Source organism: Stutzerimonas kirkiae, assembly GCF_004327335.1.
GTDB classification, from domain to species: Bacteria; Pseudomonadota; Gammaproteobacteria; order Pseudomonadales; family Pseudomonadaceae; genus Stutzerimonas; species Stutzerimonas kirkiae.
Map to the genome: position 1 here is coordinate 1 of NZ_QJUO01000006.1, position 13,776 is coordinate 13,776.

A 13,776-nucleotide genomic window follows, 5' to 3' on the forward strand; every position below is an offset into this window, starting at 1 on the left:
GGTCGGGGCGGGCCTGCGCATGCATCAACTGGCGGATACGCTCCCGGGGTTGCCCATTGAACGCTGGCAGGTCGCTGGCGAAGCGGTAGCTGGCGCGCAGCCCGGCCGGCACTTCCAGGCTCAGGTAGCGGATGTCGGCCACGCCGAGTTCCTCGAAGCGCCGGGTATTGATGCCCTGCGCGGGCCACAGCAGGCGCGTATCGCCTTCTCCCGGCGCGGCGCGCCAGACGAAGGTGATGCGCCAGTCGCCATTCTCCAGGCGCTGGCGCAGGGGAAACTGCCGTTGCGTGAAGAAGCGTTCCAGCGCCTGTGGCGAAGCGTCTTCGCGCAACTGTTGCAGGGGCGGCGCGAGCTCCGCACGGACGCTACCGGCCAGCGTACAGAGCAGCAGCCCGAGCCAGCCTGGTCGCATCAGAAACTGACCGACAGAGAAGCGTAGATGCGGCGGCGCTCCTCGTTGAAGTCGGCGGTGACATCGCGATCCACTTTTCTGTCGAAGGCGTTCAGCAGGCCGGTGCCGAGGGTCACGTCATCGCTCAGGCGATAGCGCAGGCCCAGGTCGAACAGGGTATAGGCCTCCTTGCGGACCTGGCTGCGGGCGGTCACGCTGGTCAACTGGGTGCCGGTGTAGCGGGCGCTGGTGCTGACTTCCAGGCGGTCGCTGGCATCCCAGTCGATACTCAGGTTGGCGCTGTGGCGCGGGCGGTAGATCATCGGCGTAGGGGAACTGTCGCTTAGGTTCCTGGCATCCAGGTAGCTGTAGTTCAGGCGCGTCCGCCAGTCGCTGCCGAAGTCCTTGTGCAGGCTCAGCTCGGCGCCCTGGGTACGGACCTTGTCGAGGTTCTGGTAGGCGAACACCGGCCGGCCGTCATTGAGGAAGCCGATGAAGTTGCCGTAGCTCGGCGCCAGGCTGACATCACGGGTACGGCTCTGGATATCGATCATGTTGCGCAGGTCGTTGCGGTAGACGGTCAGCGAGCCGCCCCAGCCAGGGTATTCCAGCAGCAAGGAGATTTCCTTGCTCTTGCTGGTTTCCGGCTCCAGGTCCTGCGAGCCGATGATGTAGCAGCCGTCGGTCTGGCTGCCACAGGAGGCCGAACCCCAGTTGGGGCTGTTCTGCAGCAGGGTCGGGGCGCGGAAGGCCTTGGCCCAGCCGCTCTTGATGGTCAGGTGTTCGCCATGCTGCCAGACCAGGTAGGCCCGCGGGCTGTTGTGCCCGCCGAAGTTCTCGTGGCGGTCGTAGCGGTTGCCGAGGGTCAGGCGCAGGTCCGGCAGCAGCGGCAGGTCGTAGTCGACGAACAGCGCCGAGGTGTCCACCGAGGTGCTCGGGTCCTGGCCGTAGGTGCTGCTGCCGGGCAGGCCCGCCAGGTTGGTGGCGTCGTCCAGCTCCTCGCGCTTCCATTCGCCGCCCAGGCGCAGGTTGGTCTGCCACAGCGGCAGCGCCAGGCGGCCCTGGGCAATGTAGGTATTGGCCTCGTTGGGGTTGTTCTCGCCACTGATGGAGCCGTCCAGGTTGAGTGTCTCGTCGGCCTGCAGGCTGAACTCGCTGCTGCCGAAGCCGTACTCGCCCTTGTGGGTCAGGGCGTAGGCTTCGCGGCGCAGGACGAAGTCATAATGGTTGCGGCGCGAGCTGTCGACATTCAATGACAGTTCGTTCGCTTCATCGACGAACCAGGTCAGCTCGCCATTGGTCGAGTTGTTGCGGTTGGCCGGGAGGCCGTCCTGGCCGCTGCCGTTGACCTCGTGGTCGGCCTGCCGGCGGTCGGCGGCGGCGGACAGTTTGAGCAGCAGGCGTTCCGGCACCAGCGGCCCGCTGAGCGATGCGCTGGTCTTCCAGGCATCGCCCGCGTCACGGTCCTGCTGGGTGATGGTGGTGGCGCTGAAATTGCCGCGCCAGGTCGGCGAAGCCTTTTTGGTGATGATATTGATCACGCCGCCGATGGCGTCCGAGCCGTACAGCGAGGACATCGGCCCGCGCACCACTTCGATCCGTTCGATCAGCTCGGGAGCGATCCAGCCTGTGTCGTAGTCGTTGCCACGGAAGGCGTTGGAGGTCGAGTTGACCCGGCGGCCGTCGATCAGGATCAGCGTGTAGGCCTGGCCGAAGCCGCGCAGCTGGACGCCGGGGACGGTGTTGCCGGAGCGGCTCAGGGTGACGCCTTCGACCCGGCCCAGCAGGTCGGCCAGGTCGAGAACCGGCCGCCGGGCGATCTCCTCGGCGTCGATCACGGTGATGCTGGCCGGCGCTTCGCGCAGGGTCTGCTCGGCCGCGCTGGCGGTGACCACGGTCGAGCCGAGTTCGAGGCTTTCCTGTGCCTGGGCCAGTGAGGTGCCGCACAGCAGGCAGCCAAGGATGCCGCTGCGCAGCAGGAAGGAAGGGGCATGGGGATACGACATGATGGATGCTCGGCCTTGTGTCTAGCGTAGGGGCGCGTCTGGAGCGCGTTAGGGAAACTGTCTCAAATAATAATAATCCTCATTTTATTTGCAGGCCTTTGCGCCAGCATGGAAAAATCTTTGCCTGAAATCGCCTTCCTGGTGCCCGCCGATGCTGCCGTTGTCTTCCAACCTGATTACCGTCGCCGATATGTACCGGCGCAAGGCCGAGCGCCTGGGTGGCCCGCCCAGCTTCGATCGGGAACTGGCGCAGGACGAGGCGGTGCTGCAGGGTGAGTTGCGTACCCACGCCCTGGCCAGCGGCCTGATCATCCACCTGGCGCGGGTGCGCGACCTGCAGGACATGGGCAGCCACAACCTGTTGCAGCCGGGCATCAAGGCGACCTTCCTGCTGGAGGGCCAGACCCGCCTCGGCTATGGCCGCAACGACTACCTGCTGGACAGCCGCAAGGCCCCGGCGGTGCTGCTCGGGCTGGCCGAGGAAGATCGCTTCAGGCGTGCCTGGAGCCGCCAGCGGCACGAGGCCAAGGTTTGCCTGACGCTGTCCGAGCAATGGCTGGAGCGCCTGGCGCTGTGCGGGGAGAGCGCCGGCGGGGTGGCGCGCTTTCGCCGCGAGCACCTGTCCGAGTGCCCCTGGACGCCTTCGGCCAGCGCGCTCGAGATGGCCCGCCAACTGCTCCTGGTGCCGTGCCTGGACGCCGGCCTGCTCGACCTCTACCTGGAAAGCCGCTGCCTGCCGATCGTCTTCGAACTGCTCGAGCGCATCACTGGCACGCTGGCCCGGCCGCTCAGCCTGTCGGCCCGCCAGCGGCAGCGCATCGAGCGCCTGCGCCAGTTCCTCGACAGTGGTGAAGCCGATGGCCTGAGCCTGCAGCGTATCGCCGCGCACAACGGCTTCAATGTGCTCGACATGCAGCGGCTGTTCCGCCAGGCCCAGGGCACCACGGTCTTCGCCTATATGAAGGAGCGGCGCATGCAACTGGCACGCCGCGCCCTGCTCGAAGACGGCCTGCCGGTGGCCCTGGCGGCGGACGTGGCCGGCTTCGGCAACCCGGCCAACTTCGCCACGGCGTTCAAGCGGCGCTTCGGTATCAGCCCATCGAAGATCAGGCCGTAAGGTGCGCCGCGCGCACCTGGGCGGCGAACCCGGCGCGCGTGGCGTACCCTACGACCGAAGCTCCGTGGAAGAGGCTCGGGAGCGGTCACGGGCACGGCCTGCCATATTCCATATTGACCAGTGCTGAACAGCAATCCAGCACTTTGTGTTATCAGGCATTTTCCCGGAGAGCTGTAGATATAGATATCTATATGATTAATAAGGAAAAATAAGTTGGCATAGTTCTCGAATAGAGCCCTTCAGCGCCGAAGTGCGTCGCCAACCACCGAAACCTGAAGGGTTCATCATGAAAGATTCCACGAGTGCCTTGCTGCTGGTCGCCACCAGCCTGTTTCCCATGCTCACCCTGGCGGACGAGGGTTTTCTCGCCGACAGCAGCCTGAATATCCTCAATCGCAACTTCTACTGGAGCAACGATTTCCGCAACGGTGACTTCGCCGTCAACCCGAATAATGGCGAACGCCAGAGCCGCCAGGCGGAATGGGCGCATGGCGTGGTCGGCAAGTTCGTCTCCGGCTTCACCCAAGGCACCGTCGGCTTCGGTGTGGATGCCCATGCCATCCTCGGTATCAAGCTCGACGGCGGCAATGGCCTGGTGGGCAACGGTGTCGGCGTCCCCGGCGTGGTATCGCGCAAGGGCAGTGATTTCGACGGCAAGCCGCAGGACGAATTCAGCAAGCTCGGCGGTGCGCTGAAGGCGCGTATCCACAAGACCGAACTGCACTATGGCGATGTATTCCCCAGCAGCCCGGTGCTGGCCGCCAGCGATATCCGCCTGTTGCCGCAGAGCCTGCGCGGCTGGCTGCTCAAGGATGCGACCTTCGACGGCCTGGCCCTGCAGGCCGGCAAGCTGGAGTCCAGCAGCGACCGCGCCGCCAGTAGCCACCGTGGCGACCTGGGCACCGTCTATGGCGGCCGCCTGAAGGATGCCGACGATGTCGCCTATCTCGGCGGCAGCTACCAGTTGAACGACAACTGGGCGTTCAAGCTGCACACCAGCCGGCTGGACAATGTCTGGAACCAGTCCTTCGCCCGTGTCGACTTCACGCAGCAACTGGGCGAGAAGCTCAGTTGGGATACCGGCCTCAACTACTACCGCACCCGCGACACTGGCCGCGCGCTGCTCGGCGCGATCGACAACGATTCCTGGAGCACCCACCTGGGCGTGAACATCGGCCATCACCGGCTGCTGGCGGCCTATTCGCAGATCCGTGGCGACCAGCCGTTCGACTACGTGTGGAACACCTATGACCTGCAACTGGACAACGCCTCGCAGATTTCCGACTTCAACAACCCCAACGAGCGCTCCTGGCAGGCCGCCTACACCTATGACTTCGCCGGCCTCGGCGTGCCGGGCCTGAGCGTCACCACCCGCTACCTGTCGGGCGACAATATCGACGGGCGCAAGGCCGGTGCCGGCTATGCCTATTTCAACGCGGTCAGCGACGGCAAGCACTGGGAGCGCAATGTCTGGGTCACCTATACGCTGCAGAACGGCCCGGCCAAGGACCTCGCCTTCAAGGTGTTCCAGGCCACCCACCGCACCAGCAGGCACAGCGCCGAGCAGGATGTCGACCAACTGCGCCTGATCGTCGAATACCCGCTCGACCTGCGCCTGCTGTGAGGGCCGGGTCGATGAAGCGACTATCAGCCCTGTTGCTGGGCGCCCTGCTGCTGGCCAGCGCCGGCGCCCAGGCCGAGGACGAGGAAGTGCCGTCGCTGGCCGGCAAGCGCATCGCCATCAGCATGACCGGCACCAGCCATTACTTCGACGTGAAGGCGTTCCAGGCCCAGGTCGACGAGGTCAAGCGCCTCGGCGGCACGCCGATCACCCTGGATGCCGGGCGCAACGACAAGAACCTGGTCACCCAGTTGCAGACCCTGGTGACGCAGAAACCCGACGCGGTGATCCAGACCCTCGGCACGCTCAGCGTGATCGACCCCTGGCTCAAGCGCATCCGCGCGGCCGGCATCCCGCTGTTCACCATCGACGTACCGTCACAGCACAGCCTCAACAACACCACCTCGGACAACCACGCGGCCGGCCGGCAACTGGCCGAACGCCTGGTCGAGGACAGCGGCGGCAAGGGCAATATCCTGGTGTTCAACGGCTTCTATGGGGTGCCGGTGTGCCGGATCCGTTATGACGAGCTGACCAGGGTGCTGGCCGATCATCCGCAACTGAAGATCCTTCAGCCCGAGCTGCGCGACGTGATTCCCAACACCGTGCAGGACGCCCGTGCGCAGATCGCCGCACTGCTCAACAAGTATCCCAAGGGCGAGATCGCCGCCATCTGGGCGGCCTGGGACATTCCCCAGCTCGGCGCCAGCCAGGCGCTGATCGATGCCGGGCGCAGCGAGATCAAGACCTACGGTGTCGATGGCACGCCGGAAGTGCTCGACCTGCTGCGCCGCGAAGACTCCCCGGTCGGCGCCGTGGTGGCCCAGCAACCCGCGCTGATCGGCAGGACCGCGGTGCGCAACGTCGCCCGTTACCTGGCTGGCGAGCACGACCTGCCCAGGGAAACCCACGTGGCCACGCTGCTGACCACGGCAGACAACCTGAACGATGTGCAGATACTGCGAGGTGACCAATGAGCCACGACAATGACTTCGGCATCGGCCGTCGTACCCTGCTGGGCGCCGGGCTGGGCCTGGCCGCCGGCCTCGGCCTGTCTTCCCTGGCGCGCGCCGCGACGCCGGGCGCCGCTGGCGGCGGCGACCAGGATGTGCCGTCGCTGGCCGGCAAGCGCATCGCCATCAGCACCGTGGGCACCAGCATCTATTTCGACAGCCGCGCCTTCGCCGCGCAGGTCGAGGAGGTCAAGCGCCTCGGCGGCACGCCGATCACTCTGGATGCCGGGCGCAACGACAAGGCCATGGTCACCCAGTTGCAGAACCTGGTGACGCAGAAGCCCGACGCGGTGATCCACACCCTCGGCACCCTGAGCATCATCGACCCATGGTTCAAGCGCATCGCCGCCGCCGGCATCCCGCTGTTCACCATCGAGGTGCCGTCGCAGCATGCCATCAACACCATTTCGGCGGACAACTGGACCACCGGGCTGGTGCTGGCCAAGAAGTTGGTGGCCGACTTGCGGGGCAAGGGCCGGGTGCTGGTGTTCAACGGCTTCTACGGCGTACCGAGCTGCGGCATCCGCTACGACCAGTTGAAGCTGGTGACCAGGTACTACCCGCAGATCGAGTTCATCCAGCCGGAGCTGCGCGACGTGATCCCCAACACTGTGCAGGATGCCCGTGGTCAGGTCTCGGCGCTGCTCAACAAGTACCCGAAGGGCGAGCTGGATGCCATCTGGACGGCCTGGGACCTGCCGCAACTGGGCGCCAGCCAGGCCTTGATCGAAGCCGCTCGCACCGAGGTCAAGACCTACGGCGTCGATGGCACGCCGGAAGTGCTGGAACTGCTGAAGCAGCCCGGTACGCCGGTGGCGGCGGTGGTTTCGCAGCAGCCGGCGCTGATCGGGCGGACCGCCGTGCACAACGTCGCCCGCTACCTGGCCGGCGAGCACGACCTGCCCAGGGAAACCTTCGTCGAGACGCTGCTGACCACCGCCGACAACGTCGATGAGGTCAAGCGTATCCGGGGGGATGCATGAGCAGTGCCCTCGCCCTGGAACTGCGCGGCGTGAGCAAGCGCTTCGGCGCGACCCTGGCGCTGGACGGCGCCAACCTGCGGGTGCGTCCCGGCAGTGTGCACGGCCTGGTCGGCGAGAATGGCGCCGGCAAGTCGACGCTGATAAAGGTGCTGGCCGGTATCCATCGCCCGGATGCCGGCAGCCTGTGGCTGGATGGGCGCCAATACGACCACTTCACGCCGCGCCAGGCCGAACGCCTGGGCATTCATTTCATCCACCAGGAGCGCCTGCTGCCGGCCAGCTTCACGGTCGCCGAAGCGCTGTTCTTCGGCCATGAGTTGCGCCGCGGCCCCTTCGTCGACCGTCGTGCGCAGGAGCGCGAGGCCCGGCGCCTGCTGAGCGAGCATTTCGACCTGCGGTTACCGCGTGGCGCACTGGTCGGCGAGTTGAGCAGCGCCGAGCAGCAAGTGGTGCAGATCACCCGCGCGCTGCTCGCCAGGCCGAAGGTGCTGGTGTTCGACGAGCCCAGCGTGGCCCTGGTACAGCGCGAGGTCGAGCAACTGTTGCGGATCGTCCGGCGCCTGCGCGAGCAGGGCCTGGCGATCATCTATATCTCCCACTATCTGCAGGAAATCGAACACCTGTGCGATTGCGTGACGGTACTGCGCAATGGCCGCGATGTCGCCGAGGTGGACCCGGCGACCACGCCCCTGCGGGAAATCACCCGGCTGATGGTGAACCGCGAGGTGGGCGATATGTACCCGCCGCGTCAGGCCGTGCCGGGTGCCCCGCTGCTCGAAGTGACGGGCCTGGGGCGTGCGCCGTTCTACCGCGATATCGAACTGCGGGTCCGGCGCGGAGAGGTCGTCGGCCTGACCGGGCTGGTCGGGTCCGGTGCCAAGGAACTGTTCAAGGGCCTGTTCGGCCTGCTGCCGGCGCAACAAGGTGAGATTCGCCTGGACGGCGCCGTCCGCCACCTGCGCAGCGCCCGGCAAGCCGTGCGGCGCGGCAGCGCCCTGCTGCCGGAAGAACGCCGGCGCCAGGGCGTGGCGCTGGATCTGTCGGTACAGGAAAACACCACCCTGGCCAGCCTGGGGCGCTTCAGCCGCTGGGGGCTGTTGTCGGCCCGGCGCGAGCGCCGCGAGACGCAACGGCTGATCGAGCGGCTGGCGATCAAGACCCCCGGCCCGCAGGCGCGGGTACGCCAGCTCAGCGGCGGCAACCAGCAGAAGGTGGCGCTGGCCAAGTGGCTGAGCCGGCAATCGACCCTGTACCTGCTGGACGAGCCGAGCGTCGGTATCGACATCGGCGCCAGGGTGGAAATCTATCGGCTGATCAACGAGCTGGTGGAGCAGGGTGCCGGGGTGCTGTTGTTGTCCTCCGACCTGCCGGAGTTGCTCGGTCTGTGCGACCGCGTCTACGTCATGCACCGTGGCGCGGTGATCGCCCAGCGGGCCGCCGCCGAGCTCGACAGCGACCAGTTGCTGGCGCTGGCCACGGCCACCCATGCGGAGGCTGCCGGTCATGTCGCCTAGCCCTGTGGAACGATCGCCCGGAAGCGCCGCTGGGTGCGCCGTGCGCACCGGCGATGGCGGAAAGGATGCCGGCCCGTCCGCTTCGCGGCACTGGGGCCGGGATTTGCTGCGCCATGGCGCCTCGCTGGCGTTCCTGGCGATCCTGCTGGGGTTCGCCGCGAGCGCGGAACACTTTCTCTCCGTCGGCAATATCAGCAATGTCTTCGCGCAGTCGGCGATCCTCGGCATCCTCGCCTTCGGCCTGACCATCGTGATCATCGGCGGTGGTTCCAATGTGCTGTCCGGCGGGCTGGACCTGTCGCTGGCGGCCAATCTCGGCCTGTCGGCGGCGGTCTATGCCACGTTGAACAACGCTGGCTTCGCGGCGCAGGCCAGCGTCGGCCTGACGCTGGCCTGCGGGCTGGCCATCGGGGCGCTCAACGGGCTGGCCGTGGTGCTCTTGCGCCTGCCGCCGCTGCTGGCGACCCTGGCGAGCATGAACCTGATCGCCGGCCTGGAGCTGGTGCTGACGGAAAACACCGTGTTGCCCACCGATTCGGCGCTGCTGGAACTGCTCAGCTTCGGCCACTGGCTGGGGCTGCCGGCGCTGGCCTGGGTGCTGTTCGGCAGCGCCCTGCTGTTGGCGCTGCTGGTCCAGTACAGCCCCTACGGGCTGCGTCTGTATGCCGTGGGCGAGTACCCCGAGGCCGCCACGGCGGCGGGCCTGCCGGTGCCGTTGTACGTGTTTTCCAGCTACCTGCTCAGCGGCCTGTGCGGCAGCCTGGCGGCCTTCTGCTCCTCGGCCTGGTTCAGCGGCAGCACCACCGGCTCGGGCGAGATGTTGCTGTCGGTGGTGGCCATCGCCTTCCTTGGCGTGGTGTTCTCGCGCCGCCTGCGGCCAAGCATCGGCGGCACCCTGCTGGCGACCCTGCTGGTGGGGTTCCTGGTGAACGGTTTCCAGCTTCTGAACATTTCCAGCTTCTGGGTCAACGGTGTGCAGGGCTTGCTGATCCTGCTGGTGGTCGCCGTCTCCGGCCTGCTGCATCCGGGAGAACGATGATATGGGCGATACCCTCGTGCAACCGTCGCAACGCCAACGTGCATGGCTGCCGCGCGAGCGCGCCGGCTGGCTGCGCCTGGTGCTGCCGACGCTGTTCCTGCTCACGCTGGGGTTCTTCGCCGTGGCTGCGCCGGGCTTTCTCAGCAGCGGCAACCTGAGCAGTTTGCTGCTGAACAATTTCGTGCTGCTGGCCATCGTCGCCATCGGCATGACCCTGGCGATCGCCGCCGGCGGTATCGACCTCTCCGTCGGCACGGCGCTGGATTTCGCCGCACTGGCCTTCGTCGTGCTGCTCAATGGTGGCTACGGCCTGCCGCTGGCCATCGTCCTCGGGCTGCTGGCGGGCAGCCTGGCTGGCGCTTTCAATGCAGCATTGATCGCCGGCCTGCGCATTTCACCGTTCCTGGCGACCCTGGGCACGCTGTTCATCGGTACCAGCGTGCAGCAACTGCTGTCCGACGGTGGGCAGCCGATCTACCTCGCTGGCGATGTCCGCCCCGGCCTGGCCAGCGAGCGTCTGTGGGGCATTCCCCTGCCCTTGCTGCTGGTGGCGCTGCTGGCACTGGCCTACGGGCTGACGCTGGCCCGGGGCCGCTTCGGCCGGCAGGTGCTGGCGCTCGGCGAGCAGCCCCGGGTCGCGCGCTACTCGGGGCTGGCGGTGCGCCGTACGGCGGCGCTGGTGTTCATCGCCTGCGCGCTGGCCTGTGCCTTCGCCGGCATCCTGCTCGCCACCACGGTCAACGCCTATGTGCCCATGTCGGGCAACGCCTTCCTGCTCAATGCCATCGGCGCCGTGTTCATTGGCACCACGCTCAGCCGCCATGCTCGCGCCAATGTCCTCGGCACCCTGGTCGGCGTGCTGTTCCTCAATATCACCGCCAATGGGCTGTTGCTGATCGGCTGGAATTTCTACTGGCAACAGGTCGCCACCGGCGCCCTGATCCTGCTGGTGCTGGCCTTCAGCTACCTCGGTCGGCGCCTGCCATAGGCGCGGCGGAATGAGGATCGACAAACGGATTTTCACACCCTGCCGAGGCAGGGTTCATTAGCTACCAACGGAGACTCGATATGACCAGCACCCAATCCAACCGGCCACGTGTCAATTCGCCGGAGCCCTTCGCCCCCAGGCCGCGCCCCGGCACGCCGGCCCATCTGCTCGAAAGCGATGAAGAGGCGGTGGCGATAGCCCAGCGCCTGGCCGAGGCTTTCAGCCGTGAGGCCGCCGAGCGCGATCGCGAAGGCTACCTGCCCACCGACGAGATCGACCAGTATTCGCAAAGTGGCCTGTGGGGGCTCAATGTGCCCAGGGAATACGGCGGGCTCGGCGCCTCCTACTCGACCATCGCCTGGGTCACCTCGATCATTGCCGGCGCCGATTCCAGCATCGCGCAGATCGCCCATAACCACCTGTCGCTGGTGTCGCATATCGCCGTCGATGGCAGCGATGCGCAGAAGCGCGAACTGTTCGGCCTGGTGCTCCAGGGCTATCGCTTCGGCAATGCCTTCTCCGAGCTGCACAGCCGCACCGTCGCCGAGTTCGCCACCACGGTGGTGGAGGATGGCGACGAGGTGGTGGTCAACGGCGAGAAGTTCTACACCACCGGCGCCTTGCTGGCGCATATCGTGCCCATCGTCGCGGTGAACGGCGCCGGGCAGGCGGTGCTGGTGTTCGCCGACCGCGATGCGCCGGGGCTGACGGTGGTCAACAACTGGTCCAGCTTCGGCCAGCGCACCACCGCCTCCGGCGCGGTGAAACTGGACAACGTGCGGGTGCCGAAAAGCCGCGCCATCGTCGTCACCGCTTTCGACCAGCAGACTGCCGCCGGCGCCATCTCCCAGGTCATCCAGGCCGCCATCGACGTTGGCATCGCCAGGCGCGCCATCGACGAAACCATCGCCTTCGTGCGCGAGCAGAGCCGCCCGTGGATCGACAGCGACAAGGCCACTGCCGCCGAAGACCCCTTCACCATCCAGGCCATCGGCGACCTGAAGATCCGCCTGCACGCCGCCGAGGCGCTGCTGGAGCGCGCCGGGCACAGGATCGACGCGGCCGTGGCCAGCCCCGACGAAGCCAGCGTGGCCCTGGCCACCACCGTGACCGCCGAAGCCAAGGTGCTGACCACGCAGATCGCCATCGAGGCGACCAACCGCCTGTTCGAACTGGCCGGCACCCGCTCCACCCTGCAGCAGCACAACCTCGACCGCTACTGGCGCAATGCCCGCGTGCACACCCTGCACGACCCGGTGCGCTGGAAGTACTTCCATATCGGCAACTACTACCTGAACGGCATCAACCCACCGCGCAACGCCTGGAACTGAGCTGGGCCGAAACGCCAAGGCCAGCGCTCGGGTGGCCTTGGCGTACGGCATGCCCGCCGTGCGCACCGGCAAGTGCCGCACTATCCCCCAAGGTGCGCGCGCCGCACCCTGCGAGCGCTTCCAGCAAAAGTCAGGAAACGTCTTTTATAAGGCATGCTATAGTCATCCTTAATCAATATAAGGCTGCTCCTGGGGTGATTTATGGTGGGCACATTTCCCCTTGTCTGTGCTGAAAAGCTCCTGGCCACGGGGCTCCTGGTCAAGAGCAGGCGTCTGCTGCGGAAAATCCGCCAGAAGGACTTGGCTGGCATGACGGGGTTGTCCGTCGCGACACTTGGCAAGATCGAAGCGGGTACGCCAACGGTCGAGATACGCGCCTATCTGCTGGTCCTGTGGCACCTGGGCCTGCTCGACGAAGTGTTCAAGGAAACACTCGGCTCCACCTCGATCACCCAGAACCCCACCGAGAAGCGTGTCCGCCTCAGGAAAATCGCCGAGGATGATTTCTGATGGCGACCCTGTATCTCTACATTCAGTTGCCCGGCTCGCTGGAGGTGGTCACGCTTGGGCGCCTGCGGGTGCAGGAGCGTGTCGGTGAGTTCGTCTATAGTCCTGCCTATGTGAAAGCCGGTGGTTGGGTGCCCGACCCTGTCCGCTATGCCCTTCGGCCACAGCCATACACACACATAACCAGGAACCGTGGCGTTCCTGGCTTTATCAGGGACGCTGCGCCGGACGGCTGGGGGGAACGCCTGCTCGAGCGTGACAAGGGGGCGCCGCTGGATGCCGTCGGCTATCTGCTGCATTCGCCCAACCATGATCGTGCCGGCAACCTCATGACGGGGACGGGCAGAACGCCGCCTGCCGGTGTGGGCCAGGCCGGGTTGGCTACGCTCACTCAACTCGACGCATTCATCGAGTTCGCCGATGGCGTGCAGAGCGGTTTTCCTCGTGATACGGGCGGGTTCACCAAGGCGGCCTTGCAGCAGCGTTCCTCGCTGGGTGGGGCTCGCCCAAAATGTACGCTGCAACATGAAGGTCGGTTGATCCTCGCCAAACCGAGGGATCGCCACGATGTCTACGACATTCCCGCGATCGAGCATGCCTGCATGACGTTCGCCGCCGCCAAGGGGCTGACCACGGCAGGAGTGCGGCTGCACCGGGGACGTGTCAGCACGCTGTTCGTCGAGCGCTTCGATCGCGAGCCTGCCGAAGGCGGGCGGTTCTACCGCACGCCGATGCTCAGCGGGCTGACCCTCCTTGACAGTGACTGGTACGAGACCAGGGATCGAGCGCGCGAATGGCACTACGGCCACCTGGTGGACGAAATGGCCCGATGGGGCGTTCCCGTCGAGGATCGCCAGGAACTGTTCAAGCGTATCTGCTTCAACATCCTCGTCGGCAACGATGACGACCACCCGAAGAACGTCGCGGTCCTGTACAAAGGCGGCAACTGGCGCCTGTCTCCCTTGTATGACGTGGTCCCCAGCACGCAGGGGGAGCCCCCGCAACGACTGGCCATGGCCATCGGTCGTTACGGCCATGAGCTTTCGCGCCGCAACCTGCTCAGCCAGGTAGAGCACTATGGCTTGCGTGAGGATCAGGCGGAGGCCGTTATCGACGAGGTGGTGGGCTGGGCCACCGATCTGGAGGCCCATTACCATGCGTATCTGCAGGAGCCTGAACGTAGCGTGATACTGGCCGCCATGGGCACCGACAGACTTCGCTCCTGATAACCGGACCGCCGCACTACTGTCCGGTATGTATTTTGCT

12 protein-coding genes are annotated in these 13,776 nt (G+C 66.2%); 10 read left to right on the plus strand and 2 right to left on the minus strand.

Translation table 11 applies throughout. The annotated features are described in order from the left end of the window. Positions 1 to 412 (minus strand): enterochelin esterase domain-containing protein (locus DNJ95_RS05235; RefSeq protein WP_131183673.1); only part of this gene is annotated, 412 nt, incomplete at its 3' end. Beyond that, the gene (locus DNJ95_RS05240) at positions 412 to 2,397 is read right to left on the minus strand and encodes a TonB-dependent receptor domain-containing protein (protein WP_131183674.1); all 1,986 of its coding nucleotides are present in this window, start codon (positions 2,395 to 2,397) and stop codon (positions 412 to 414) included. The genes DNJ95_RS05235 and DNJ95_RS05240, both read right to left, overlap by 1 nt. Positions 2,398 to 2,548: 151 nt before the next feature. Between DNJ95_RS05240 and DNJ95_RS05245 the strand changes: the two genes are divergently transcribed. The 10 genes from DNJ95_RS05245 to DNJ95_RS05290 all read left to right on the plus strand — a co-directional run bounded on the left by DNJ95_RS05245 (position 2,549) and on the right by DNJ95_RS05290 (position 13,736). Further along, complete coding sequence (locus DNJ95_RS05245) at positions 2,549 to 3,514, plus strand: helix-turn-helix transcriptional regulator (protein WP_131183675.1); 966 nt, start codon at positions 2,549 to 2,551, stop codon at positions 3,512 to 3,514. Positions 3,515 to 3,851: 337 nt separating this feature from the next. Continuing rightward, a complete protein-coding gene (locus DNJ95_RS05250) occupies positions 3,852 to 5,138 on the plus strand; it encodes an OprD family porin (protein WP_242671895.1) in 1,287 nt (428 codons plus the stop codon). 11 nt (positions 5,139 to 5,149) lie between these two features. Further along, positions 5,150 to 6,112 (plus strand): sugar ABC transporter substrate-binding protein, encoded by a 963-nt coding sequence (locus DNJ95_RS05255; protein WP_131183677.1) that lies wholly within the window; start codon positions 5,150 to 5,152, stop codon positions 6,110 to 6,112. Then, a complete protein-coding gene (locus DNJ95_RS05260) occupies positions 6,109 to 7,131 on the plus strand; it encodes a sugar ABC transporter substrate-binding protein (protein ID WP_131183678.1) in 1,023 nt (340 codons plus the stop codon). Before DNJ95_RS05255 ends, DNJ95_RS05260 begins: the two co-directional genes overlap by 4 nt. Continuing rightward, complete coding sequence (locus DNJ95_RS05265; RefSeq protein WP_131183679.1) at positions 7,128 to 8,645, plus strand: sugar ABC transporter ATP-binding protein; 1,518 nt, start codon at positions 7,128 to 7,130, stop codon at positions 8,643 to 8,645. The genes DNJ95_RS05260 and DNJ95_RS05265 overlap by 4 nt, the downstream gene beginning before the upstream one ends. 103 nt (positions 8,646 to 8,748) lie before the next feature. Then, complete coding sequence (locus DNJ95_RS05270) at positions 8,749 to 9,684, plus strand: ABC transporter permease (protein WP_242671894.1); 936 nt, start codon at positions 8,749 to 8,751, stop codon at positions 9,682 to 9,684. A 1-nt stretch (position 9,685) separates the two neighbouring features. Beyond that, positions 9,686 to 10,672: an ABC transporter permease gene (locus DNJ95_RS05275; protein ID WP_131183681.1), complete on the plus strand. Its 987-nt coding sequence runs from the start codon at positions 9,686 to 9,688 to the stop codon at positions 10,670 to 10,672. An 80-nt stretch (positions 10,673 to 10,752) separates the two neighbouring features. After that, positions 10,753 to 12,003: an SfnB family sulfur acquisition oxidoreductase gene (locus DNJ95_RS05280; protein ID WP_131183682.1), complete on the plus strand. Its 1,251-nt coding sequence runs from the start codon at positions 10,753 to 10,755 to the stop codon at positions 12,001 to 12,003. 201 nt (positions 12,004 to 12,204) lie between these two features. Beyond that, positions 12,205 to 12,513 carry a helix-turn-helix domain-containing protein gene (locus tag DNJ95_RS05285; protein ID WP_276330876.1) on the plus strand — a complete coding sequence of 103 codons (309 nt, stop codon included), beginning with the start codon at positions 12,205 to 12,207 and terminating at the stop codon, positions 12,511 to 12,513. Further along, a complete protein-coding gene (locus DNJ95_RS05290) occupies positions 12,513 to 13,736 on the plus strand; it encodes a type II toxin-antitoxin system HipA family toxin (protein WP_131183683.1) in 1,224 nt (407 codons plus the stop codon). The genes DNJ95_RS05285 and DNJ95_RS05290 overlap by 1 nt, the downstream gene beginning before the upstream one ends. Positions 13,737 to 13,776: the final 40 nt, after the last annotated feature.

Coding starts and splice junctions, on each gene's coding strand:
- DNJ95_RS05280 (WP_131183682.1), top strand. CDS start 10,753: ATGACCAGCACCCAATCCAACCGGCCACGTGTCAATTCGCCGGAGCCC.
- DNJ95_RS05255 (WP_131183677.1), top strand. CDS start 5,150: ATGAAGCGACTATCAGCCCTGTTGCTGGGCGCCCTGCTGCTGGCCAGC.
- DNJ95_RS05260 (WP_131183678.1), top strand. CDS start 6,109: ATGAGCCACGACAATGACTTCGGCATCGGCCGTCGTACCCTGCTGGGC.
- DNJ95_RS05285 (WP_276330876.1), top strand. CDS start 12,205: ATGGTGGGCACATTTCCCCTTGTCTGTGCTGAAAAGCTCCTGGCCACG.
- DNJ95_RS05240 (WP_131183674.1), bottom strand. CDS start 2,397: ATGTCGTATCCCCATGCCCCTTCCTTCCTGCTGCGCAGCGGCATCCTT.
- DNJ95_RS05290 (WP_131183683.1), top strand. CDS start 12,513: ATGGCGACCCTGTATCTCTACATTCAGTTGCCCGGCTCGCTGGAGGTG.
- DNJ95_RS05250 (WP_242671895.1), top strand. CDS start 3,852: ATGCTCACCCTGGCGGACGAGGGTTTTCTCGCCGACAGCAGCCTGAAT.
- DNJ95_RS05245 (WP_131183675.1), top strand. CDS start 2,549: ATGCTGCCGTTGTCTTCCAACCTGATTACCGTCGCCGATATGTACCGG.
- DNJ95_RS05275 (WP_131183681.1), top strand. CDS start 9,686: ATGGGCGATACCCTCGTGCAACCGTCGCAACGCCAACGTGCATGGCTG.
- DNJ95_RS05265 (WP_131183679.1), top strand. CDS start 7,128: ATGAGCAGTGCCCTCGCCCTGGAACTGCGCGGCGTGAGCAAGCGCTTC.